At 67.8% G+C, this 23,919-nt stretch carries 22 protein-coding genes; 11 read left to right on the forward strand and 11 right to left on the reverse strand.

From position 1 onward, the window contains the following. Positions 1-221: 221 nt before the first annotated feature. Genes ACYCAX_RS17130 through ACYCAX_RS17140 form a run of 3 tightly spaced genes read left to right on the forward strand, consistent with a single transcriptional unit; the run spans position 222 to position 4,656 of the window. A complete protein-coding gene (locus tag ACYCAX_RS17130; protein ID WP_460248455.1) occupies positions 222-2,315 on the forward strand; it encodes a 3-hydroxyacyl-CoA dehydrogenase NAD-binding domain-containing protein in 2,094 nt (697 codons plus the stop codon). Between the two features lie 9 nt (positions 2,316-2,324). After that, positions 2,325-3,515, forward strand: coding sequence for an acyl-CoA dehydrogenase family protein (locus ACYCAX_RS17135; protein WP_460248456.1), 1,191 nt, complete (start codon positions 2,325-2,327; stop codon positions 3,513-3,515). A gap of 10 nt (positions 3,516-3,525) precedes the next feature. After that, positions 3,526-4,656, forward strand: coding sequence for an acyl-CoA dehydrogenase family protein (locus ACYCAX_RS17140; protein ID WP_294976309.1), 1,131 nt, complete (start codon positions 3,526-3,528; stop codon positions 4,654-4,656). Positions 4,657-5,145: 489 nt separating this feature from the next. Here ACYCAX_RS17140 and ACYCAX_RS17145 read toward each other — a convergent pair whose 3' ends face one another. Then, the gene (locus ACYCAX_RS17145) at positions 5,146-5,931 is read right to left on the reverse strand and encodes an IclR family transcriptional regulator (protein ID WP_015474861.1); all 786 of its coding nucleotides are present in this window, start codon (positions 5,929-5,931) and stop codon (positions 5,146-5,148) included. Between the two features lie 197 nt (positions 5,932-6,128). On the opposite strand from ACYCAX_RS17145, the gene ACYCAX_RS17150 reads away from it, so the two are divergent. Next, on the forward strand, positions 6,129-7,760 hold the full coding sequence (locus tag ACYCAX_RS17150) for an AMP-binding protein (RefSeq protein WP_460248457.1): 1,632 nt from the start codon (positions 6,129-6,131) through the stop codon (positions 7,758-7,760). A 47-nt stretch (positions 7,761-7,807) separates the two neighbouring features. Further along, positions 7,808-9,331, forward strand: a complete 1,524-nt coding sequence (locus ACYCAX_RS17155; protein ID WP_460248458.1) for a 3-hydroxyacyl-CoA dehydrogenase — start codon at positions 7,808-7,810, stop codon at positions 9,329-9,331. A 136-nt stretch (positions 9,332-9,467) separates the two neighbouring features. On the opposite strand, the gene ACYCAX_RS17160 is transcribed toward ACYCAX_RS17155, so the two are convergent. After that, the gene (locus ACYCAX_RS17160; RefSeq protein WP_460248459.1) at positions 9,468-10,556 is read right to left on the reverse strand and encodes an aminopeptidase; all 1,089 of its coding nucleotides are present in this window, start codon (positions 10,554-10,556) and stop codon (positions 9,468-9,470) included. Positions 10,557-10,624: 68 nt separating this feature from the next. Here ACYCAX_RS17160 and ACYCAX_RS17165 point away from each other — a divergent pair, with 68 nt between their 5' ends. Both ACYCAX_RS17165 and ACYCAX_RS17170 read left to right on the forward strand, forming a co-directional pair. After that, positions 10,625-11,041: a PA0061/PA0062 family lipoprotein gene (locus tag ACYCAX_RS17165; RefSeq protein WP_015474857.1), complete on the forward strand. Its 417-nt coding sequence runs from the start codon at positions 10,625-10,627 to the stop codon at positions 11,039-11,041. A gap of 62 nt (positions 11,042-11,103) precedes the next feature. Continuing rightward, on the forward strand, positions 11,104-11,529 hold the full coding sequence (locus tag ACYCAX_RS17170) for a PA0061/PA0062 family lipoprotein (RefSeq protein WP_294976293.1): 426 nt from the start codon (positions 11,104-11,106) through the stop codon (positions 11,527-11,529). Between the two features lie 171 nt (positions 11,530-11,700). Here ACYCAX_RS17170 and ACYCAX_RS17175 read toward each other — a convergent pair whose 3' ends face one another. The 4 genes from ACYCAX_RS17175 to ACYCAX_RS17190 form a co-directional block, all read right to left on the reverse strand. Then, on the reverse strand, positions 11,701-11,937 hold the full coding sequence (locus tag ACYCAX_RS17175; protein WP_460248506.1) for a DUF1161 domain-containing protein: 237 nt from the start codon (positions 11,935-11,937) through the stop codon (positions 11,701-11,703). A gap of 155 nt (positions 11,938-12,092) precedes the next feature. Beyond that, on the reverse strand, positions 12,093-12,314 hold the full coding sequence (locus ACYCAX_RS17180; protein WP_015474854.1) for a DUF1161 domain-containing protein: 222 nt from the start codon (positions 12,312-12,314) through the stop codon (positions 12,093-12,095). A gap of 144 nt (positions 12,315-12,458) precedes the next feature. Next, positions 12,459-12,674, reverse strand: coding sequence for a dodecin (locus tag ACYCAX_RS17185; RefSeq protein ID WP_015474853.1), 216 nt, complete (start codon positions 12,672-12,674; stop codon positions 12,459-12,461). Positions 12,675-12,782: 108 nt separating this feature from the next. Continuing rightward, positions 12,783-13,673, reverse strand: coding sequence for a LysR family transcriptional regulator (locus ACYCAX_RS17190; protein WP_460248460.1), 891 nt, complete (start codon positions 13,671-13,673; stop codon positions 12,783-12,785). Positions 13,674-13,831: 158 nt separating this feature from the next. Here ACYCAX_RS17190 and trpB point away from each other — a divergent pair, with 158 nt between their 5' ends. Beyond that, on the forward strand, positions 13,832-15,040 hold the full coding sequence (gene trpB, locus ACYCAX_RS17195; protein WP_460248461.1) for a tryptophan synthase subunit beta: 1,209 nt from the start codon (positions 13,832-13,834) through the stop codon (positions 15,038-15,040). Further along, on the forward strand, positions 15,037-15,843 hold the full coding sequence (gene trpA / locus ACYCAX_RS17200; protein WP_460248462.1) for a tryptophan synthase subunit alpha: 807 nt from the start codon (positions 15,037-15,039) through the stop codon (positions 15,841-15,843). Before trpB ends, trpA begins: the two co-directional genes overlap by 4 nt. A 152-nt stretch (positions 15,844-15,995) precedes the next feature. On the opposite strand, the gene ACYCAX_RS17205 is transcribed toward trpA, so the two are convergent. Then, positions 15,996-17,510: a YdgA family protein gene (locus ACYCAX_RS17205; RefSeq protein ID WP_460248463.1), complete on the reverse strand. Its 1,515-nt coding sequence runs from the start codon at positions 17,508-17,510 to the stop codon at positions 15,996-15,998. Between the two features lie 178 nt (positions 17,511-17,688). Here ACYCAX_RS17205 and gloA2 point away from each other — a divergent pair, with 178 nt between their 5' ends. Then, positions 17,689-18,075 (forward strand): SMU1112c/YaeR family gloxylase I-like metalloprotein, encoded by a 387-nt coding sequence (gloA2, locus tag ACYCAX_RS17210; protein WP_015474848.1) that lies wholly within the window; start codon positions 17,689-17,691, stop codon positions 18,073-18,075. 122 nt (positions 18,076-18,197) lie between these two features. Here gloA2 and ACYCAX_RS17215 read toward each other — a convergent pair whose 3' ends face one another. Beyond that, positions 18,198-19,130, reverse strand: a complete 933-nt coding sequence (locus ACYCAX_RS17215) for an AraC family transcriptional regulator (RefSeq protein ID WP_015474847.1) — start codon at positions 19,128-19,130, stop codon at positions 18,198-18,200. A gap of 310 nt (positions 19,131-19,440) precedes the next feature. Between ACYCAX_RS17215 and ACYCAX_RS17220 the strand changes: the two genes are divergently transcribed. Further along, a complete protein-coding gene (locus ACYCAX_RS17220) occupies positions 19,441-19,758 on the forward strand; it encodes an antibiotic biosynthesis monooxygenase family protein (RefSeq protein ID WP_015474846.1) in 318 nt (105 codons plus the stop codon). Positions 19,759-19,772: 14 nt separating this feature from the next. Here ACYCAX_RS17220 and ACYCAX_RS17225 read toward each other — a convergent pair whose 3' ends face one another. From ACYCAX_RS17225 to ACYCAX_RS17235, 3 genes are all read right to left on the reverse strand, one after another. Further along, positions 19,773-22,154 carry a TonB-dependent receptor gene (locus tag ACYCAX_RS17225; RefSeq protein ID WP_460248464.1) on the reverse strand — a complete coding sequence of 794 codons (2,382 nt, stop codon included), beginning with the start codon at positions 22,152-22,154 and terminating at the stop codon, positions 19,773-19,775. 289 nt (positions 22,155-22,443) lie between these two features. Continuing rightward, complete coding sequence (locus ACYCAX_RS17230) at positions 22,444-23,388, reverse strand: FecR family protein (RefSeq protein WP_015474844.1); 945 nt, start codon at positions 23,386-23,388, stop codon at positions 22,444-22,446. Next, positions 23,385-23,906, reverse strand: a complete 522-nt coding sequence (locus ACYCAX_RS17235; RefSeq protein ID WP_460248465.1) for a sigma-70 family RNA polymerase sigma factor — start codon at positions 23,904-23,906, stop codon at positions 23,385-23,387. Before ACYCAX_RS17235 ends, ACYCAX_RS17230 begins: the two co-directional genes overlap by 4 nt. Positions 23,907-23,919 lie beyond the last annotated feature (13 nt).

Raw genomic sequence — 23,919 nt, forward strand, 5'->3', positions numbered from 1 at the left:
CTGAAAATAAGGGCGAAGGTGTAAACCTTATTCAGGACGGGACACTTGCTCGCGAAAGGCCTACCTCCGGGTATCAGGAACGCTTCGCGAGCAAGGACTGGGCGTCCCCCCTCGGTCCTACAAAAAGTACAGAGCCAGCCCTACTCGACAAGAAAAAACGTCCGTCGTATTCTGCACAGCGAAACATAATTCCGTTAAAACAATTCAAAACGGAGCACGACATGTCAGAAGCGGTACAGCTCGAACGCCGGGGCGAGATTGCCCTGGTGACGGTCGACAACCCACCGGTGAACGCCCTCGGACACTCCGTCCGCGCCGGGCTGCTCGCCGCCTTCCAGCAGGCCGAGGCCGATCCGCAGGTGCGTGCGGTAGTGCTAGTGTGCGCCGGACGCACCTTCATGGCCGGCGCGGATATCCGCGAGTTCGGCAAGCCGCCGCAGGCGCCGTCCCTGCCCGAGGTGGTCGACATCCTCGAAGGCGCCCGCAAGCCCAGCGTCGCCGTGATCCACGGCACCGCCCTGGGCGGCGGCCTGGAAGTCGCCCTGGCCTGCCACTACCGCATCGCCCGCCGCGACGCCCAGGTCGGCCTGCCGGAAGTGAAGCTCGGCCTGCTGCCCGGCGCCGGTGGCACCCAGCGCCTGCCGCGCCTGGTGGGTGTGGAGAAGGCCCTGGACATGATCGTCTCCGGCGCGCCGATTCGCGCGCCGCAGGCCCTGGAATGCAACGTCGTCGACGAGCTGTTCGACGGCGACCTGATCGACGCCGGCCTCGCCTTCGCCCAGCGCCTGCTGGCGGACGGCAAGGGCCCGCGGCGCACCGGCGAGCGCAACGAACGCGTGCAGGAAAGCGGCCTCGCCGAGTTGATCGCCCACAAGCGCGGCGAAGTGCAGAAGCGCCTGCCCGGCCAGTTCTCCCCGCAGCGCTGCATCGACGCGGTGGAAGCCACGACGCAATTGCCGCTGCGCGAAGGCCTGGCCCGCGAGCGCGAGCTGTTCATGCAGTGCATGGAATCGCCGCAGCGCGCCGCGCTGATCCACGCCTTCTTCGCCGAGCGCGAAGCTGCCCGGATCGACGGGTTGGCAACGGATGTACAGCCCAGGGACATCCACCGCGCCGCCGTCATCGGTGGCGGCACCATGGGCGTCGGCATCCTGCTGTGCTTCGCCAACGCCGGCATCCCGGTGCAACTGCTGGAAGTGAACGAAGACGCCCTGCAACGCGGCCTCGACCGCGCCCGCAGCCTGTACGCCGCCAGCGTGGCACGCGGCAGCCTGGGCGCTGAAGAGATGGAGCGGCGCCTGGGCCTGATCAGCGGCGTGCTCGACTACGCCGCGCTGGGCGACGCCGACGTGGTGGTCGAAGCCGTGTTCGAAAGCCTGGAGGTCAAGCGCCAGGTCTTCGAACGACTGGACGCCCACTGCAAGCCCGGCGCGATCCTCGCCAGCAACACCTCCTCGCTGGACCTCGACGAGATCGCCGCCTTCACGAAGCGTCCGCAGGACGTGGTCGGCCTGCATTTCTTCAGCCCGGCCAACGTCATGCGCCTGCTCGAAGTGGTGCGCGGCAAGGCCACCTCGGCCGCCGTGCTGGCCACCGGCATGCAACTGGGCAAGCGCTTGAAGAAGGTCCCGGTGGTGGTCGGCGTGTGCGACGGCTTCGTCGGCAACCGCATGATCTTCCAGTACGGCCGCCAGGCCGAATTCCTCCTGGAGGAGGGCGCCACCCCCGCGCAGGTGGACCGCGCGCTGCGCACCTTCGGCATGGCCATGGGACCGCTGGCGGTGCGCGACCTGTCCGGCCTCGACATCAGCCATGCGATCCGTTCGCGCCAGCGGCCGAACCTCAAGCCCGGCCAGACGCTGCCGACGGTGCTCGACCAGCTGATCGCCGCCGGCATGCTCGGGCAGAAGACCGGCACCGGCTTCTACCAGTACGGCGAGGGCGGCCGAGCCGCGCAGGACAACCCGGCACTGCCGGCCATGCTCGAACAGGCCGCCGCCGAGCGCGGCATCACCCGCGCGCCAGTGAGCGACGAAGAGATCGTCGAACGCTGCATTTACGCGCTGATCAACGAGGCCGCCAATATCCTCGACGAAGGCATCGCCCAGCGCGCCAGCGACGTCGATGTGATCTTCCTCAATGGCTACGGCTTCCCCGCCTGGCGCGGCGGCCCGCTGTTCCACGCCGACAGCGTCGGCCTTGCGCAAGTGCTCGAACGAATCCGCGCGTTCCACCAGCGCCTCGGCGCCTGGTGGCAACCCGCACCGCTGCTCGAACGCCTGGTGGCCGAAGGCCGCCGCTTCGCCGACCTCTGAGGACCCAGCATGGACATCCATTTCACCCCCGACGAACTCGCGTTCCGCGATGAAGTCCGCCACTTCCTCGACACGAAACTGCCCAAGGACATCGCCAGCAAGGTGCGCCTGGGCAAACACCTGAACAAGGGCGACCACCAGCGCTGGCAGCACGTGCTCGCCGAGCAGGGCTGGTACGCCACGCACTGGCCGGAGGCGTTCGGCGGCACCGGCTGGAACGCCGTGCAGAAGCACATCTTCGAAGAGGAATGCGCCGCTTTCGGCGCGCCGCGCACCATCCCCTTCGGCGTCAACATGGTCGCCCCGGTGATCATCAGGTTCGGCACGCCCGAGCAGCAGGCGCACTACCTGCCGCGCATCCTCGACGGCACCGACTGGTGGTGCCAGGGCTACTCCGAGCCGGGCGCCGGCTCCGACCTCGCTTCGCTGAAGACCCGCGCCGTGCGCGACGGCGACCATTATGTGGTGAACGGCCAGAAGACCTGGACCACCCTCGGCCAGCACGCCGACTGGATCTTCTGCCTGGTGCGCACCGACCCCGAGGCGCAGCAGCAGCGCGGTATCAGCTTCCTGCTGATCGACATGAAATCCCCCGGCATCACCGTGCGCCCGATCATCACCCTGGATGGCGAGCACGAGGTCAACGAAGTCTTCTTCGACAACGTGCGCGTGCCGGTGGCGAACCTGGTGGGCCGCGAGAACGAAGGCTGGACCTGCGCCAAGTACCTGCTGACCTACGAGCGCACTGGCCTCGCTGGTATCGGCGCATCCAAGGCGGTGCTCGCGCACCTGAAGCAGGTCGCCAGCCGTGAGCTGTGCGACGGCAAGCCGATGCTCGAGGACCCGCTGTTCCGCGCCCAGGTAGCGGAGGTGGAGATGCAGCTGATGGCCATCGAGATGAGCACCCTGCGCATCCTCGCCGCCGCCCGCGAAGGCGGGGTGCCGGGCGCGGAAAGCTCGATCCTGAAGGTGAAGGGCACGGAGATCCGCCAGGCCATCAGCCACCTGCTGCGCAAGGTGCTCGGCCCCTACGCGCTGCCCTTCATCGCCGAAGAGTTCGAGCTCGGCAGCGACGCACTGCACGCGGACTACGCGGCGGCGCCGGCCAGCCAGTACTTCAACCTGCGCAAGCTGTCGATCTTCGGCGGCTCCAACGAAATCCAGAAGAACATCGTCTCCAAGATGATTCTCGAGCTGTGAGGCCCCGATCATGGACTTCAAACTGAGCGAAGAGCAGCAGATGCTGCAGGACACCGCGGCCCGCCTGGTTCGCGACGCATACCCGTTCGACCAGCGCGAGGGCTTCGGCAGGAGCGAGCTTGGCTACAGCGCCGACTTCTGGCGCCAGCTGGGCGAGCTGGGGCTGACGGCGGTGTCGCTGCCCGAAGCCTACGGCGGCTTCGGCGGCGGCGTGGAAAGCCTGCTGGTGCTCACCGAGCTGGGTCGCGGCCTGTGCCTGGAACCCTACCTGCAATCGGTGGTGCACGGCGGCGGACTGATCGCCCAGCTGGGCAGCGAGACGCAGAAGGAGCACTGGCTGCCGCGCATCGCCAGCGGCGAAGCGCAACTGGCGGTCGCACTGGAAGAACCGCAGAGCCATTACCAGTTGCACGACGTGCAGACCCGCGCTGAGCAGGGCGCTGATGGCTGGAAGCTGAGCGGACGCAAGGCAGTGGTGATCGGCGGGCAGAGCGCCACGGCGATCCTGGTCTCGGCGCGGGTGTCCGGCCACGCGCGGGACGAGGCGGGGATCGGCCTGTTCCTCATCGATCCGCAGCAGGCCGGCGTGAGCCGCCGCGACTACCCGACGGTGGACGGCCAGCGCGCCTGCGAGCTGTTCCTCGACGGAGCCATCGGTGAGGCCATCGGTACTCCGGGCGAGGCGCTACCGGCGCTGCGTTACCAGCAGGGCCGTGCCATCGCCGCGCAGTGCGCCGAAGCCCTCGGCAGCCTGCAGGAAGCCTGCGCGCTGACCCTCGACTACCTGAAGACGCGCAAGCAGTTCGGCATCCCGATCGGCAAGTTCCAGGTGCTGCAGCACCGCATGGTGGACATGCGCAGCGAGCTGGAACAGGCCACCAGCATGGCGATCCTCGCCGCCTGCGTCGCCGACCGGCCCGACAGCGCCGAGCGCAGCCGCACCCTGGCGGCGGCCAAGTTCATCGTCACCCGCGCCGCGCGCTACGTCGCCGAGCAGGCGATCCAGCTGCATGGCGGCATCGGCATGACCTGGGAATACGTGCTGGCGCACCACGCCAAGCGGCTGGTGATGCTCAGCCATCAGCTGGGTGACGACGATCATCACCTGAAGGTTTATGCGGGGTTGATGGAAGTCGTCTGAGGCGCACCGCCGTCTCTTTGCAGGATCGAGCTTGCTCGCGAACGGATGTTCCGGTGACTCCGGCGCTGGGCGGTTCGCGAGCAAGCTCGCTCCTACGAACAGCCCTATCGCTCCAACCCCGGCTTTGGCTCTGACTCCCAAAAGGCTTCCAGAGAAATATCCGCACGCGCCGAATGCCCCGTTCAGGAGGCCTCGTTGAAGCGGAGTTTCAGGGGTTGAGCGACATGGATGTCGCGAGAGCGGCGATGGGCCAGGGATGGCCCTTCGACGCGTGCCCCTGAAACTTCGGTTCAACGAGGGAATTTTTCGCCTAAGCGAAAAACCGGATGATTGGGGCAAGACCTTTGCCTTCTTTGGGGCGTTTGCCAAAGAAGGTCGCCCGAGGGGGCGAAACAAGAAGCCCGCGCGCACGCCGAAGCGACGCGGGAAACAAGGCTTGAGGCTGACACATCGCGGACGGAGTCCGCTCCTACAAAAGCTCGAGGACGATCAGGCCCCGAGGCTCTCGATATCCCGCGCCAGGATTTCCAGCTCGTGGGCCAGCGACCCGCGCAGGGTCTCTTCACTGAGCTGGAACGACGGCGCCCCGCAGGTCAGCGCCATCAGCCCGCCGTCGGCCAGGCGCAGCGGCACGCCGGCGGCGCGCACGTTGCGGTCCCAGTCGCCGAGGGACAGGCAGAACCCATGCTGGCGGTACTCCTCGAAGGACGCCTCCAGCGATTCGCGCATCTCCTGCCAGTCGCCCTCATGGCGCGCCTCCAGCGCCGACAGCAGGTGCTCGCGCTCCTGCTCCGGGGTCGCGGCAAGGTAGGCGCGGCCGGCGGCGGTAGTCGCCAGCGGCAGGCGCACGCCGGCGCCCATGCGCAGGGACGTGGCGTCGGGCGGAAGGCAGTTCTCCACGTAGATCATCGACAGCCAGTCGCGGCAGGTCAGGCCGACCGTGGTGTTGGTGCGGCGGGCGAAGGCATCCATGTACGGCTTGGCCAGTTGGCGCACGCGCAGGTTGGAAACGTAGGCGTAGCCCAGCGCCAGCACGCCGGAATCCAGCTGGTACTTCTCGTGCTGCTGCGAGTAGCAGAGGTAACCGAGCCGGGTCAGGGTGTAGGTCATGCGCGACACGGTCGGCTTGGGCAGCCCGGTGATCCGCGCGATGTCCTGGTTGCCGAGCACCACCGAGCCGTGGGTGAAGGCCCGCAGCACGTCCAGCCCGCGGGCGAGAGCCTCGACGAACTTGCGGTCCTTGGGGGTGCTGCTGTCTTCGACGTCGTCGCTCATGAGGCCTCGGCAGGGAATCTGGTGGACAGGCGCCGCGGGCGGCGCGGGCGAACGATAGCAGATCGGCCCGCCGCCCCGCAGCGGTCCGAGCGTGCCCGTTGCAGGAAAATAGCCTATCGCATACCATCGATTTCGACACGCTGTTTCGCTGTGCAGAACAATAATTCAAGGCTCAGAGAAAAAGTACGGAGAAGTCGATGCCCGCTCAACCGACCGGTCACGTGGCCCGCGAGATCACCCGTCACGACTACCAGAACCTCCACGACCTGCTGCGCGACGCCTGTCGCGAATTCCCCGAGCGCCTCGCGTTCTCCTGCGGCGACAGCCACCTGAGCTTCGCCGAGCTGGAGCGCCAGGCCGATGCCTTCGCCCGCTACCTGCGCCACCGCGCCGGCCTGCAACCCGGCGACCGCCTGGCGCTGATGCTGCCCAACTCGCTGCAATACCCCATCGCCACCTTCGGCGCGCTGAAGGCCGGCGTGGTGCTGGTGAACACCAACCCGCAGTACACCGCCAGCGAACTGCACCACCAGCTGGCCGACTCCGGCGCCAGCGCCGTGCTCCTGCTCGACCGCCTGCTGCCGCTGCTGCGCGGGGTGCAGGCGCACAGCGCGGTGCGGCAGATCCTGCTGACCTCGGTGGACGACATCGAACGTCCGCAGTTCGACAGCGACGAGGCCGACTGCACGCGCTTTCAGCAGGCCCTGCGCCTGGGCGCCGAAGCGCCGCCGGTATGCGCCGAACCGGGCCTGGATCGCCTCGCGCTGCTGCAGTACACCGGCGGCACCACGGGCGTCTCCAAGGGCGCGATGCTCAGCCACCGCTGCCTGCTCGCCAACGTCATCCAGACCCTGGAACTGTTCCTGCGCCCCGGCCTGCTGGAGCCGGCCACCGACGTGCGTATCGCGCCGCTGCCGCTCTACCACATCATGGCCTTCGCCACGAACTGCCTGTCCTCGGTGGGCATGGGCCTGCACACCGTATTCATCCGCGACGGCCGCAACCTCGACGAGATCATCGGCGCGATGCGCCGCTATCCCTTCACCCTGATGAGCGGGATCAACACCCTGTTCGTCGGCCTGATGAACCACCCGGATTTCCCCGCCATCGACTTCAGCCACCTGAAGTGGGTGACCTCCGGCGGCGCACCGCTGAACCGCGAAGTGGGCCGGCGCTGGGAGGAACTGACCGGCGCGCCGGTGCGCGAAGGCTTCGGTCTCACCGAGGCCTCGCCGGTGGTCTCCACCGGCACGCTGCAGAGTCCGTACCGCGAGGGCTACGTCGGCCAGGCGCTGGTGGATACCGAACTGCGCACCGTGGACGAGGAGGGCAACGACACCGGCCCCGACCAGCCGGGCGAGCTGTGGTTGCGCGGCCCGCAGGTGATGCAGGGCTACTGGCGGCGCCCGGAGGAGAGCGCCCAGGTACTGACCGAAGACGGCTGGCTGAAGACCGGCGACATCGCCGAGCTGGACGCCGACGGCATGCTGAGGATCGTCGACCGCAAGAAGGACATGATCCTGGTCTCGGGCTTCAACGTGTTCCCCAACGAAGTGGAGGACGCGGTGATGCGCCACCCCGGTGTGCGCGAGTGCGTGGCCATCGGCGTGCCGGACGCGCGCAAGGGCGAGGCGGTGAAGCTGTTCGTCAGCCTCAGGGACGTCGCGCTGGAACCGGCGGCGATCATCGCCCACTGCCGCGAACACCTCACCGGCTACAAGGTGCCGAGCTTCGTCGAGGTGCTCGACGAGTTGCCCAAGACCAGCGTCGGCAAGCTGTTGCGGCGCCAACTGCGCGATCTCGAACTGGCCAGAAGGACCGCCCCGTGAACACAGCGTCTATGGTTGAAGCAGGTTCGCACGATGAGATCCGCAGCATGACCGAGTCCTTCACCCGCATCGGCGTGGTCGGCGCCGGGGCAATGGGCCGTGGCATCGCCCAGTTGTTCGCCACGGCCGGCCTGCCGGTGCGCCTGTACGACAGCAACCCGCAGACCGTGGAGCAGGCGCTGGCCTTCAACCGCGAGCTGCTGGAGCGCTCGGTGGCCAAGGGCAAGCTCAGCCCCGAGGCGCTGGCCGGGACGATGCAGCGCCTGCTGCCGACCCACAGCCTCGACGAGCTGGCCGACTGCGACCTGCTGATCGAAGCCATCATCGAGGACCTGGGCGCCAAGCAGGCGCTGCTGGCCGAGCTGGAAAAGCGCGTGGCGCCGGACGCCGTGCTGGCGAGCAATACCTCGTCGCTCTCGGTGACCCGCATCGCCGCGCGCTGCCAGCACCCACAGCGGGTCGCCGGCTTCCATTTCTTCAACCCGGTGCCGCTGATGCGTATCGTCGAGGTGGTGCGCGGCCAGCGTACCGACGAATCGGTGGTACGCCGCCTGGGCCGGCTGGCGGAGCAGGCCGGCCACTTCCCGGCGGTGTCGCCGGACAGCCCCGGTTTCATCGTCAACCATGCCGGCCGCGCCTTCGGCACCGAGGCGCTGCGCATCCTCGGCGAAGGCATCGCCACGCCGGCGCAGATCGACCGCATCCTGCGCGACGGTCCGGGCTTCCGCATGGGACCCTTCGAGTTGTTCGACCTGACCGGCCTGGACGTCTCCCACGCGGTGATGGAGTCGCTCTACCAGCAGTTCTACCAGGACCCGCGCTACACGCCCTCGCCGCTGGCCGCGCAGCGCGTCGCCGGTGGCCTGCTCGGGCGCAAGAGCGGCGAAGGCTTCTACCGCTACCGCGACGGCCAGGTGCTGCGCGAGGTGGAAGCGCAACCGGAACCGGTGCTGCTGAACCGCCCGTACTGGCTCGACAGCCAGGACCCGGAATTGCGCCACCGCATCGCCGCGATCCTCACCCAGGGCGGCGTGGTGCTGGAAACCAGCGAAGCGCCGTCATCCCGCGCCATCTGCCTGGTCACCCCGCTGGGGGTGGACGCCAGCACCTGCATCGATGCCCTGGGCCTGCCGCCCGAACGCAGCCTGGCGCTGGAAACCTTCACCGACCTGGACCGCCGCCGCGTGCTGATGCGCCAGCCGGCGCTCGATCCGGCGCTGGAAATCCAGGCACGGCAAGCGCTGGGCAGCGACGGGGTGCCGGTGGAAGTGATCAACGACTCGCCCGGCTTCATCAGCCAGCGGTTGATCGCCGGGATCGTCAACCTCGGTTGCGAGATCGCCCAGCGCGGCATCGCCAGCCCGGTGACGCTGGACCGCGCGGTGCAACTGGCGCTGGGGTATCCCTTCGGCCCGCTGGCCTTCGGCGAGCACTACGGTGCGGCGCGCATCCTCACCATTCTCCAGGGCCTGCAGGCCTGCTACGGCGAAGCGCGCTACCGGCCAAGCCCCTGGCTGCGTCGACGGGTACAGTTGGATTTGCCGCTGCACAGTCCCGATCGGGCGGAGTGATTCCGTGGGAACGATGCCCGAAATCGACGCCGGCGGCGGCCTGTAGGAGCGAGCTTGCTCGCGAACCGCCCAACACTGGAGCTGCCGGGCAGTCCGTTCGCGAGCGAGTTCGCTCCTACGAAAAGCGGCGGCGTCGTCAGAACGCCACGCGCTGCCCCGCCAGCAGCTTCTCCAGCGCCGCCGTGCGCTGCGCCTGTGGCATCGCCCCGAGCTTCTCCACCCGCGCATAGAACGCCGGCCAGTTGCCGCCGACCTGGGCGAACAGCGTGGCAAAGGCGGGCACCCACTGGTCGTAGAGGCCGAAGGGCAGCAGCTTGGCGTTGTTCAGCGGGCCGTTGATCCAGGCGTCGAAGGGCGCCTTGCCGCCCCAGTCGCGGTCGCACAGCTCGCGGTACTCGCGGCGCAGGCGCTCGAACTCGGCCGCCTTCCCGGCACGTTTCTCGGCATCGCTGCGCGGGCTGGCGTAGAGGGTCTGCAGCCGCTCACGGGTATCGAGCACCAGTTGGGTGAAGCGCTTGCGTTGCTCGGCCAGCAGCGGCGCCTCATCCGCCAGGCCGCGCGCGCTGCGCCAGCGACGGCCGCCCTCGGCTTCGACGAAGGAGGCGAAGGATTCGTTGAAGGCCGTGTCGCCGGGCAGGTAGAACTTCTGGTGCGCCAGCTCGTGGAAAAGGGTTTCCGCCAGGCGCTGGTCGCCCCAGCGCAGCATGCTGCTGAGGATCGGGTCGTTGAACCAGCCGAGGGTCGAGTAGGCCTCCACGCCACCGACGTAGACGTCCAGCCCATCCTCCTTCAGGCGCTTCGCCTCGGCCTGCGCGCCCGCCTCGCCGTAGTAGCCGCGGTAGGCCACGCAGCCGGCGATGGGGAAGCAGTGGGTCAGCGGCTGCAGCGACAGCTCCGGGGTGGCGAAGACGTTCCACACCACATTGGGCCGGTGGATATCCGCGTAGAGGCGGTAGCTCTGGTTGTCCGGCAGGCCCAGCTCGGCGCTGGCGAAGGCGCGCGCCTGCTGGGACAGCTCCAGGCGCTGGCGCAGGGCAGGGTCGCGGGCAGGGTCGGACACCACCTCGGACACCGGTTCGCGGGCGGCCAGCAGGCGCAGTTGCCCGTCGGCCAGTTGCCCGTAATAGCCCACCGTGGAACAACCGCTCAGCGCCCAGATCGCCAGGCAGGGAACCCAGCGGCACAGGCGGCGGTCGAGTGTCGGGATAAGAAGGCGGAAGGGCATGCGCGGAACATAGCACAGCGCCTGGTCCGCCCGCTGGCACGACGCAAACTACCCCAGGAGTCCCCCCGATGCGCGCCGTTCTCACAGCCATCAGCCTGCTCGCCCTGAGCGGCTGCTCCCTGCTGATGCCACAACCCGACCCGAACCGCGCGTGGATCGATCTGGACACCAACAGCCAGAGCGATCTTGCCGCCATGAAGGTGGATGACAAGGAGTGGCCCAGCTCGCGCTACTTCGAGGTCGATCCGGGGCAGCATGAGCTGCGCGTGCGCTTCCAGTTCCAGGTCGAGCCGGTGGATATCGGCCCGGTGAACGAAGCCCTCTGGCGCGATTGCGAGATGACGGTGAGGTACAAGGACTTCGCCGCCGGCCAGCGCTATCGCCTGGAAACCGGCAGCATCGGTTTCCGCCCGTGGGCCAAGCTGTACGACGCGCAATCCAACGAAATCGCGCGGGGCCGCGAACGCGGTTGCGATCGCGCCTGACGGCAGCGAGCCGGCGCGGGGTTATGCTGTGGCTATGGATCCTTTCGCCACGGTGAACCCTCATGCGCCTGTGTCTGCTCTTCGCGCTCGCCCTGCTGGGCGGCTGCGCCGGCCCGCTGCCCGCCCACGACCCGCAGATGGCCTGGGTCGATCTCTACACCACGCCCGGCAAGACTCTGATGGCTGAGCGCCTGGACGGCAAGTCGGTCAATGACGGCCGCTATTTCCAGGTGAGCCCGGGACGGCACGAGCTGCTGGTGCGCTTCCAGTACGAAGTGCCCAGCGGCGGCGGCATGGGCGCGCTGAGCGACCCGTCGGAGCTGACCTGCCGGGTCAAGGTGGTCTACGACCAGTTCGCCGCCGGCCAGCGCTATCAGCTGGAGCTGCGGCCGCAACTGCGCAGCGCCCTGGCGCTGCTGACCGACGCCGGCGGAACGCTGCTGGCGAAGACGGATTTCCAGGGGCCGGTGAGCTGCGGGTTGTTCTGAGGGAAGATCGGAAGGCTCTCGGGGACGACTCGTACTGCCGCCCCCTCGCGGCCCCATACCGATACACCTGTAGGAGCGAGCTTGCTCGCGAACCCTGCCAGCGCTGGCGTGGCCGGCTCATTCCGTTCGCGAGCAAGCTCGCTCCTGCAAGGAAAAGCGATCCGGCATTCGTCAGCTGTCGTTCTTCTGGTAGATGATCCGCCGCTTGCCGTTATCGCAGGTGCCGACCACCATGTTCGGGTCCTTCACCTCGGACTTGTCCACGATCTCCAGGGTGTAGGACGTCACCCCGGCGGCCTGGATCTTGGCCTCGATCTCCGCCTTGAGCTCCTCGCACGGCTTGGGCGCCGCCCAGCCCACCGGCGCCGCCAGCAGCAACGCAACGCTTGTCGCCACGGTCCATTTCATCGTCATCGCCGTCCCTCGTCATACCCCCATGCGGGGCACCCTATCCTAACGGTGGACCGCCTCCGGACGGCAGAGTGCCCAGCCCGGTTCTCCCCCGGCATGAAAAAGGCCGGGGCCCTTGCGGGCTCCCGGCCGGGTCATCCGCTGCGAAGCGCTTACTTCGAGTAGACGATTTCCTTGGTACCGCCGTCGCAGGTGCCCACGACCTTCTTGTCGGTGGCAGTGCCCTTGTCGACGATCTCCAGGGTGAACGAGGCGACGCCCTTGGCCTTGAGCTTCGCGTCGATCTCCGCCTTCAGCTCTTCGCACGGCTTGCCGGCAGCCAGGACATTGCCCGCCAGCGCGAAGACCCCCACGGCCAACAGAAACTTCTTCATCGTTAACGCTCCCTCGTCATGCTCAGGAAAAGGCCCAGCCGGGCCGAAAACCGGGCAGGCCCGGTGCACCGCTCACGGCGCGCCGCGAGCATCGCAGGCGCGCATGACAAACGTCCGAGGGTCGCTCGAGGTGGCCGCCGACCCTTAGCTGTCGGTGATCCGGAAACCGACCTTGATGGTCACCTGGTAGTGGCCGACCGCGCCGTTCTCGATATGCCCACGGGTTTCCAGCACCTCGAACCAGTCCAGGTGCTTGATGCTCTTGGACGCTTCGGCCAGGGCGTTGTTGATGGCGTCCTCGATGCTGGTGCGCGAGGAACCGACCAGCTCGATCTTCTTGTAGGTGTGATGGTTCGACATGCCCGCTCTCCTTCGTTCGCCGCGCCGCACAGGCAGAGTGCCAGCGCCTCCTAGGACACTAGTAGAGGGGTGGACTCAGGGCAAACGCGTCCGGTTCAGACTTTCGCCTCAGACGTTCAGCTCGCCCCGCAGCCAGTCCGCCAATTGCACGGCACGCCGGTCCGGCAGTCGCGCGGGTACCCACAGCGCCAGCCGCGCGCGGGTTTCGACGAAACCCCAGGGCGCGGCCAGACGGCCGGCAGCGAGGTCGTCGGCCACCACCTGCTGCGGCGCGATGGCCACTCCCAGACCGGCCACCGCCGCCTCCAGCAGGTAGTAGAGGTGCTCGAAGCCCTGCCCGAGCCGCAGCGCGCCGGCATCCAGGCCGCTGTTGGTCGCCCACGCCGGCCAGGCCTGCGGGCGCGAGGCGGTGTACAGCAGCGACTCGCCGAGCAGGACGGTGGCGGGCGCCGCACAGAGTTCGGCGAAACGCGCGTAGCGCGGGCTGAGCACCGGGCCGACGCGCTCCACCGCCAGTTCGTGCACCTGCATGTCGGCCGGCCAGGGCGGTTCGGCGAAGTACAGGGTGGCGTCGAGGCCGGCGCGGCGCGGGTCGAGTTCGCCCTCGCTGGCCGACAATTGCAGGCGCAGGCCGGGCAGGTCACGGTTCAGCCGGTCCAGCCGGGGGATGAACCAGCGCGCCAGCAGACTGCCCGGACAACCGAGCACGAAGGGCGCGTTGCCGTCGGCCTGGCGCTGCAGCTCGGCGCAGACGTTGCGCAGGCGCTCGAACGAGTCGCTGGCAACCTCGCTCAGGCGCTGGCCGGCATCGGTGAGTTTTACGCCACGTCCGTCCTTGACGAAGAGGGTGACGCCCAGTGCCTCCTCCAACTGCCGCACCTGCCGGCTTACCGCGCCGTGGGTGACATTCAGCTCGTCGGCCGCCGGACTCACGCCACGTAGACGCGCGGCCGCCTCGAAGGCGCGCAGGGCATTGAGTGGCGGAAGGTCTCGGCTCATGGCGTTCTATCCGTGAGTTTTTCTGACAGGTTGTGGCGATCTTATCGCTTTTCCCCGTCATCACACAGCCGTATCCTGAGCAGCATCTACAGGAGCGGGCCATGCCCGCGACCGCGCCCATCGGGCGCCCTGCGCCACGACACCCAAGGAGCCTTCCCATGTCCACACTGCGCACCGGTCCAGACGCCAAGGGCCTGTTCGGCCACTTCGGCGGCCAGTACGTCGCCGAGACCCTGATGCCGCTGATCCACGACCTGGCCCGCGAGTACGAGAAGGCCAAGGAAGATCCGCAGTTCCAGCAGGAGCTCGCCTACTTCCAGAGCGACTACGTCGGCCGTCCGAGCCCGCTGTACTTCGCCGAGCGCCTGACCGAGCACTGCGGCGGCGCGAAGATCTACCTGAAGCGCGAAGAGCTGAACCACACCGGCGCGCACAAGATCAACAACTGCATCGGCCAGATCCTGCTGGCCAAGCGCATGGGCAAGAAACGCATCATCGCCGAGACCGGCGCCGGCATGCACGGCGTGGCGACCGCCACCGTGGCCGCGCGCTTCGGCATGGAATGCGTAATCTTCATGGGCACCACCGACATCGATCGCCAGCAGGCCAACGTGTTCCGCATGAAGCTGCTGGGTGCCGAGGTGATCCCGGTCACCGCCGGCACCGGCACCCTGAAGGACGCGATGAACGAAGCGCTGCGCGACTGGGTCACCAACGTGCACAACACCTTCTACCTGATCGGCACCGTGGCCGGCCCGCACCCGTACCCGGCGATGGTCCGCGACTTCCAGGCCGTCATCGGCAAGGAAACCCGCGAACAGCTGGCCGAGAAGGAAGGGCGCCTGCCCGATTCGCTGGTCGCCTGCATCGGCGGCGGCTCCAACGCCATGGGCCTGTTCCACCCGTTCCTCGATGACGCCAGCGTGCAGATCATCGGCGTCGAAGCCGCCGGCCACGGCATCGAGACCGGCAAGCACGCGGCCAGCCTGAACGGCGGCGTGCCGGGCGTGCTGCACGGCAACCGCACCTTCCTGCTGCAGGACGAAGACGGCCAGATCATCGACGCGCACTCCATCTCCGCCGGCCTGGACTACCCCGGCATCGGCCCGGAACACGCCTGGCTGCACGACATCGGTCGCGTCGAGTACACCTCGATCACCGACCACGAGGCGCTGGAAGCCTTCCACCAGTGCTGCCGCCTGGAAGGCATCATTCCCGCGCTGGAGTCCTCCCACGCGCTGGCCGAGGTCTTCAAGCGCGCGCCGAACCTGCCCAAGGACCACATCATGGTGGTGAACCTGTCCGGTCGTGGCGACAAGGACATGCAGACCGTCATGCACCACATGCAACAGGAGCCGCAAGCATGAGCCGCCTGCAGACCCGCTTCGCCGAACTCAAGGAACAGAACCGCGCCGCCCTGGTGACCTTCATCACCGCTGGCGATCCGGGCTACTCGACCTCGCTGGACATTCTCAAGGGCCTGCCCGAAGCCGGCGCCGACGTGATCGAGCTGGGCATGCCGTTCACCGACCCGATGGCCGACGGCCCGGCGATCCAGCTGGCCAACATCCGCGCCCTGGGCAACGGCCAGAACCTGGTCAAGACGCTGAAGATGGTCCGCGAATTCCGCCAGGACAACAGCACCACGCCGCTGGTGCTGATGGGCTACTTCAACCCGATCCACTACTACGGCGTGGACAAGTTCATCGCCGACGCGAAAGAGGCCGGCGTCGACGGCCTGATCGTGGTGGACCTGCCGCCGGAGCACAACGAAGACCTCTGCGACCCGGCCCAGGCCGCCGGCCTGGACTTCATCCGCCTGACCACCCCGACCACCGATGATCAGCGCCTGCCGACCGTGCTCAACGGCAGCTCGGGCTTCGTCTACTACGTCTCGGTGGCCGGCGTGACCGGCGCGGGCGCGGCGACCCTGGACCACGTCGAGGAAGCCGTGGCGCGCCTGCGTCGCCACACCGACCTGCCGGTCTCCATCGGCTTCGGCATCCGCACCCCGGAGCATGCGGCAAGCATCGCGCGTCTCGCCGACGGCGTGGTGGTGGGCTCGGCGCTGGTGGACAAGATCGCCAACGCGGAAAGCTCCGCCGCTGCTGTGCAAGGCGTGCTCGGCCTGTGCCGCGAACTGGCCGACGGCGTCCGCAACGCTCGCTGATTGCGGCTCTACCGTAGGAGCGAGCTTGCTCGCGAACCCGCCCAGCCACGGAACTGCCGGGCAACTCTGTTCGCGAGCAAGCTCGCTCCTACAAGGTCCGCACCCGGCAAAAAGCCCGGCGAATGCCGGGGCTTTTTCGTTTCAGGCGAGGCTTACTCCACGCTCTCTTCCTGCGGCTCTTCTTCCGCGCCAGCGGCAGCCCCAGCGCCCAGCCCCAGCCCCTGCGCGGAGCCCACGGCAAAGGCGACGAACTCCTGGGAGGTCATGTCCTTGCCGTTGAACTTCACCTTGTCGTCGGCATAGGCCAGCGAGCTGCTCAGGCTGTTGCCGTCCAGTACCGCCCACTCCGATTGCAACGCCATGCCGCTGAACAGGTCGGTCATGGCGTCAGTCTGCTGCTTGAGCGCCACCGGGTCGATACCGCCGGCGTCCTCACCGCCCAGCGCAGCCTGCAACGCGACGACATCGCCGATCACCGCCTTGTCCACCTTCAGGTTGGCCGTCAGCGACGCCAGCACGCTGCGGGCGATCTCGTCCGGCGTCCGGGCGCTCTGGTCGGGCTTGCGCAGGTCCACGGCGACGGAGACCTTCGCCACGCCGTTGGCGGTCTGCAGCGACAGCTCATCCAGCGCCAGCTTCGGCGAACTGTCGAGCAGGCGCAGGAACTGGCCCTTGAGCGCGGCCTCCTGCTCCGGGGTCAGTTCCCCGGTATCGCCGACGCTGCTCATGCCGTACTGGCTGTAGGTTTCCTTGATGGACTGGAGGGTGCCTTCGTCCAGGTTGCGCAGGCTGGTGTCGAGCTTCAGGCCGCCGACTTCCTGCCCCTGCACCAGCAATTGGCCGACGCGGTAGGACAGCGTCTGGTCCAGGCCCTTCTCGCCCTGCGTGAGCACTTCCTCGCCAACGGTCTGGCGCAGCTCCACCTCCGGGCTGCCCGGTGCCTTCACGCGCAGGCTCCTGAGGCTGACCGAGCTGGGGCCGAGGGCGAAGCCGTTGGCGTTTTCCCTCTTGTCGCCCGCGATATCCAGGTCGCGCAGTTGAACCTGCACCGGCTGGCCGCTCTGCGGGTCGAAGAACACCAGGTCGGCCTCGGCCATCCGGCCGTCGGCGCGCACGTCCTTGCGGTCGCCGGACACACTGAAGTTCACCTTGGCCGGCGAGACGCGCAGGCTTTCACCGTCCTGGGCGAACTGCAGGGCGGCGCTCTCGAAGACGCCGTCCTGCCGCTGGTCGTAATGAATGGCCAACTCGCCGCTGATCGGCGTCTTGCCGCCGGCGGCGGCGAACAGCGGCGCGCTGGAATCGTTCTGCTCCAGGGCGAAATGACTCTGCGCCATGACCGGCGCCAGCTTGCCGGCGGCCAGGCGCGACAGCGGGAACGGGCCGTGCTCGAGGCGGTCGGTGAACACCAGGGTGGTGGGCGCCTCGCCTTCGTCGCCGGTGATGGTCACCTGGTAGCGCGCGCTGCTGGAGAGCAGGCCGCGCTCCATACCGAGCAGGGCGACGGTCATGCCCAGGTCGGGCGCGTCGGCCTGGAGGAGGGTGTTGGCCTGTTCGATGCCACGGGTGACTTCCTGCTCGACGCGCGAGCCGGTGTACCAGGCGCCGGCAACGGCAATGCCGACGACGGCCAGGGGGATGGCGATGGCCAGGGCGGTCTTCTTCATGGGGCTTCCTTTCGTGTGCGGCCGTACGGGGACATCCTGTCGACCGTTCAGGTGGGCGGCGCGATGCTAGCAGGCACAATGCCTACACTCCAGCCGACAGATTCACACAGCCCGCATTGACCCATGCAGTACCGCTGGCAGGATAGACCCGACCGACCACCCTCGGAAGCCGACCACCATGCCCCTGCTGCACAGCGTCCACCACATCGCCCTGATCTGCTCGGATTACCCACGTTCCAGGCACTTCTACACCGAGGTGCTGGGCCTGCGGGTGATCGCCGAGACCTACCGCGAAGCGCGCAACTCCTGGAAGCTCGACCTGGCGCTGGGCGATGCGCAACTGGAGCTGTTCTCCTTTCCCGGCGCGCCGCCGCGGCCGTCCTACCCCGAGGCGCAGGGGCTGCGCCACCTCGCCTTCGCCGTGGATGACCTGGACAGCGCCGTGGCCCACCTGCAGAGCCACGGCGTGGCCTGCGAAGCGATCCGCACTGATGAGCTGACCGGCAAGCGCTTCACCTTCTTCGCCGACCCGGACGACCTGCCGCTGGAGCTTTACCAGCGCTGATGCCGCGGCCTGGCATCTGCCGGATAGCCAACCCCCTGTAGGAGCGAGCTTGCTCGCGAACCCACCCAGCACCGGAGCTGCCGGCGAAAAAACTTTTCGCGAGCAAGCTCGCTCCTACAAATTCAGGCCGGCACGGCCTCGCTGCCCAGCGCCCCGCGCAGGCTCGCCAGGTCGCGCAGTGGCGGCGCACCGAACAGGCGGCTGTATTCGCGACTGAACTGCGAAGGGCTCTCATAGCCCACGCGGTGCCCGGCCACCGCCACTTCCAGCCCCTCCGACAGCATCAGCCGCCGCGCCTCCTGCAGGCGCAATTGCTTCTGGTACTGCAGCGGGCTCAGCGCGGTCACTTCCTTGAAGCGGTGGTGCAGGGTGGACACGCTGAGGTTCACCTCGCGGGCCAGTTCCTCGATGCGCAGTGACTTGTCGTAGTTGCGGTTGAGCCATTCGATGGCGCGGGTGACGCGGTGGGTCTGGCTGTCGGTCATCGCCAGGTCGTGCAGCAGATGGCCCTGGGGGCCACGCAGCAGGCGGTATAGGATTTCACGGACGAACAGCGGCGCCAGCATCGGGATATCGCGCGGCGTGTCGAGCAGGCGCATGAGCCGCAGCAGGGCGTCGAGCACGGTGCAATCCACGCGTTGCAGGTAGATGCCGCGGCCGGCCGGCCGTGGCGTGCTGCCGGCAAGGCCCGCTTCGGCGATCAGCCGGGTGAGTTCGCCCGGGTCGATGTCCAGGCGGATCGACAGGTAGGGCTTTTCTTCCGAGGCCTCGATCACCTGGCCGGACACCGGCAGGGTCACCGACACCACCAGCAGGTTGAGCTCGTCGTAGCGGTACACCTCGCTGCCCAGGCGAATTTCCTTGCTGCCCTGGGCGATGACGCACAGGGCAGGGCGGTAGAGGGTCGGCATCCGCCCCTCGCTGGGACAATCGCTGCGCGCCAGCAGCAGCGAATCGACGGCGGTTTCGAAGACGCCTTCAGCCTGGCAGTGGCGCTGGATGATGTCGGCCAGCTCCTGGCGGCCGGCGGCGACGGGATCGTAGGGCTGGGACATGCGGGACCTCCAGTGGCGGCGCTCGCAGCTTACGCCCGCGACGCCCGCGCGAGTGTGACAGTAAGGCAGCCGCTGGAGGATCAGGCAAGCAATCGGCAGGAATGGACAAGCCACGCCGGCTTCGGCTCGCGCACCGTGGCGGTGCAGGGGCTGGAAACACCCTGTTTCAGAACACGGCGAATGTTACGCAGGATCAGGCAAGAAGGCGGCAGCATCCGGATAACGTCCGGCCCTGGCCAGGCCGTAATCTTCCTGTCAGTCGTCCGAGGAGCCACCCCGGACTTCTTCGGCGTAATGCGGAGGGCAGGACATGCACTGGCAAACCCCCATCGAACACGAATTGCAGATCCACCCCCGGCTGGGGCACGAGGCGGAACTGGGCGCCCTGATCGACAACCTGGTCGACGGCGCACGCCGCGCGCCGGGGTGCCTGCGCTGCCAGCTGGTCGTCCGGGAGAACGGCCAGCCGTGGCTGCTGCAGGGCAGTTGGAAGGACGAGGAGGCGCTGCTGGACTACTTCGCCGAGCCCTCGTTGCAGCTGCTCGGCGAAGTGCTCTTGTGCCACTGCCGAAGCCTTGGCGGCGGCATAGTGGAAACCCTCGATCAGGCCACCGGAAAGGTGGCCTGAATCTTTTCAGCTCCTCAATACTCCAGGCTCCAGCCCAGGGTGAAGGTACGCCCGCGGCCCTGGTAGTCGTAGAGGTAGGCCGGCCCGTAGGTCGGCGAATAGAACAGCGCGGCGCGCTGGCCCCAGACGGTGCTGTACTGCTTGTCCAGCAGGTTCTGGATACCGGCGCTGAAGGTGCCGAAACCGGTCTTCTGCTCGCCCATCAGGTCGAAGGTGGTGTAGCCGTCGATCTCGTGGTCCGCATCATCCTTCAGGTTGAACGCGTGCTGGGCCTGCAGGCGGGCACTGCGCTCGCCATCGCCCCAGCCAACGAAGGCGGTGAATTTGGACAGCGACGCATAGCGCGCATCGCGCTTGATCCAGTCGCCGTCGGCATCTTCCTCTTCCGAACGCACCAGGTGCAGCGTGGTGCCGCCCTGCCAGCCATTCTCGAAGTAGCGGGTGACCGCGCCCTCGAAGCCGAAGTCGCGGCTCTTCTGGTCCTGCACGTCGATGGTCAGGGTCGCCTGGTCGGTGGTGATGATCTTGTCCGACCAGATGTAATAGACCGCCGCCTGAGCCTGCCACTGCAGGTCGCTGTAGCGCCAGCCGGTCTCGACCTGGCGGCTCTTGATGCCGGCCAGCGGGTTGTCGTCCACCGACAGGCCGGGCTTGCCGTAGTACTTGGCCGGGTCGGGCAGGTCGAAGCCTTCGCTGTAGTTGGTCCAGACCTGGTGGCCATTGCTGAAGTCGTAGATCGCGCCGAGGTTGAACAGGTTGACCTGGTAGTCGTTGCTGCCGCCGGGCACGCCTTTGAAGTCGTCCACCTCGACGTCCATCTTCTGGTGGCGCGCGCCGCCGGAAATGGTCAGGTGGTCGGTCACCTTCCAGTCCAGTTGGCCGTACACCGACAGGCCGTCGACGATGTAGCTGGGGTAGCGCGGCGCGCTGCTGGCGGTTTCCAGGTCCAGGCCGCCGCTCTCGGAGGACAGCCGCTGGTCGAAGACCTTCTGCTCGGCGTTGAAGCGCTCGTGGTCGAAGTCCACGCCGTAGGTGAACTTCAGCGAATCCCACTGCTTGCTGAAGAGGCCCTTCAGGCCGCTGACCTCGAAGTTCTGCTGCGAGGCGGCGAAGTACACGCCCTTGGAGCCGGTTGGCTTGCCGGGGTTGTAGTAGGGGAAGGGATAGAAGTTGTCGTCTTCCTTGCGGTAGTAAGCCTGCAGGTAGAAGTCCTGGTCCAGCAGGTTGCTGTGGTGGTAGTTGGCGTTGAGCAGCACGCGGCGGGTGCGCGGCTCGAGGTCGGTGTCCATGCCGCTGCGGATCTGCGCATCCTCCAGGTCCGACGGCGCCTGGTACTTCAGGTTGGGAAAGTAGATGCCGGTGCTGCCGTCGTTGCCCGAGTCGTAGTACTGCGCCAGCAGGTCGAGGCTCTGCTCGTCGGTGAACTGCGCGGTGAGGTTGCCCATCACGTCGACGGTGCGGTTGTACTGCAGGTCGGTCTGGGTGTTGTCGATGAAGATCTGGTTGCCGGCGCCGTCGTAGAAAGCCTCGTTCTTCTCCGCCGACACGCCCAGGCGGCCGACCACGCGATCGTTGCCGCCGCTGATGGACTGTGCGGCGCGGGTGGAGAGGTCGTCGCTGTTGTTGAAGCCGCTGCTGGCACCCAGTTGCGTCTCGAAGCGCGCATCGCCGGCCGCGCCCTTCTTGGTGATGATGTTGATGATGCCGCCGGTGGCGCCGCCGCCGTAGATGGCGCTGGCGCCGGAGAGCACTTCGATGCGCTCGACGTTGAACGGCGAGATGCTGTCGAACTGGCGCGACAGGCCGCGCGAGCTGTTCTGGCTGACGCCGTCGATCATCACCAGCACGTTGCGCCCGCGCATGTTCTGGCCGTAGTTGGTGCGGCCCTCGGGCGCCAGGTCGAGGCCGGGCACCAGCTTGCCCACGGCCTCCTTCAGGCTCACGCCGGTATCCAATTGCTCGCGCAGCTGGGTCTGCTCGACGACCCAGACGGTGCCGGGAATCGAGCTGATCTCGGTGGGCGTACGCGCCGCCACGCTGATCTGCATCGGCGCCAGGCTCAAGGCGGCGGAATCGTCCTGCTCGCGCTTGAGCAGCACGGTGCGCTCGTCGGTGAAACGCCAGCTCACGCCGCTGCCGGAGAGCAGCTGGTTGAGCGCTTCCTCGGTGCTGTAGGTACCGTCCAGCCCTTCGCTCTGCAGGCCCTGGATGTCCTCGGAGTTGAACAGCAGGTGCAGCCCGGCCTGATCGGCGAACTGGGTCAGCGCGCTGTCCAGGCTGCGCGGGGCGATGTGCAGCTCGACGGCGGCGGAGCCGGCCGCATGGGCCAGGGGCGCGGCGCCGAGCAGGGAAGCCAGCAACAGCGCGCGGTGCAGCGGGGAAGGACGGTAATGCATGCGGGTGAAATCCGTTCTTGTGTGGGCAGGGTCGCGTAGTGAGAATTCTTCGCGTTCCTGCCTACGACGAAACGGCCAGGCAAACCTTGCAGTGGCAAATGCAAAAAATTTTCATTTTCTTGTGTGAGAGGGCGGGAATCGCTTTCGTAGGGCGAATAACGCCGGGGGCGTTATTCGCCCTACGGCTCCACCGGCACAGGGCAGAGGTCCCTTGTAGGAGCGAGCTTGCTCGCGAACGGATTTCCCGGCCGCTCAGGAGTTGGGCGGCGGTTCGCGAGCAAGCTCGCTCCTACGAAGAGCTATCCAGCTTTGGCGCGGGGCGAATCAGCACCAGCCAGGGAATATGGGTGACGGTCACCGGCTGCAACCGCTCCAGGGTCTTGAGCAGAGCGCCGGGATCCTGCAGGTCGAACACGCCGCTGACCTTGTGCTGGCGCAGCGCGCTGTCGGTCAGCACGATGCGGCCGGGGACGTAGCGCTCCAGTTCATCGAGGACTTCGCCCAGCGGGCGCTGGTTGAAGATCAGCTTGCCGCGCTGCCAGGCGCTGGCGCTGGACAGGTCCAGCGACTGCACCGGCTCGGGCGCGGCGCTCTCTTGATAGCTCAGGCGCTCGCCAGCGGACAAACGCACCGGCTCGCTGCCGGCGCTGTTCACCTGCACGATGCCCTCGGTCACGTCCACGCGCACCTGCGGCCCGCGGCTGTCGACATCGAAGCGCGTACCCACGGCGCGCACTTCGCCGCCCCTGGCTTCGACGATGAACGGCCGTGCCGGGTCCTTGGCCACCTCGAACAACGCCTCGCCGCCATGCAGGCGCAGGCGCCGCTGCTGCGGGCTGAAGTCCACCGACAGCGCACTGTCGCTGTTGAGCCACACGCGGCTGCCGTCGGCCAGCTCCAGCATCCGCCGCTCGCCGGTGCGGGTGGCGTAATCGGCATACAGCCCGGCCAGCGGCTCGGGCAGGGCGAGCGTCACCGCGATAGCGGCAACGCACGCAGCCGCCGCCAGCGCCAGCAGGCGACGGGGACGCCGCGCGCGCTGGCGATAGCTTTCAGCACTGCGCGTTTCCGGCAGCGCACCCCACAGGGCTTCGGCCTCGCAGGCGGCGCGTTCGTGCTCGGCGCTCTGCCCGCGCCAGCGCAGGAAATCCATGCGCTCGGCGGGGCCGGCGCTGCCCGAATGCAGCTGCACCAGGCGCTCGATGGCCTCGTCCGAAAGGTCCACGCGGCTCATGGCGTGCCCTCCTGGCGCTGCGCCCAGTCACGGCAATGGCGCATGGCCTGGACGATGTACTTGCCCACCATGCTCTCGGACACGCCCAGGCGCAGGGCGATCTGCGCGTGGGTGAGGCCGTCGAGGCGGTTCATCAGCAGCGCCTCGCGGGCGTTCGCCGGCAACTGGTCGAGGGCGGCGTCCAGATGCTCCAGCGCCTCATGGGCGAGCAGGCGGTGCTCCAGCCCGGATGCGGGATCGCTCAGGTCGTTGGCGGCAGTTTCGTCGACGTGCAGCTCCGCCAGCCGGCCCTCGCGGCGCAGGTTGTCGATGGCGATGTTGCCGGCGACGCGGAACAGGTAGGCGCGCGGGTCCTGCACCTCGGCTTCGGCGGGGTGGTCGGCCAGGCGCAGCCAGGTGTCCTGGGCGACGTCGGCGGCGCGCTGGTGGTCCCCCAGCCTGCGGGCGAGGAAGCGCATCAGGTCCGCGTAGTGCGCCTGGAAGCTCTGCAGCAGGGAGGAGGAGGCGAAGCGCCGCATGATGGCCGAAATA

This window comes from Pseudomonas sp. MT3 (assembly GCF_054720805.1).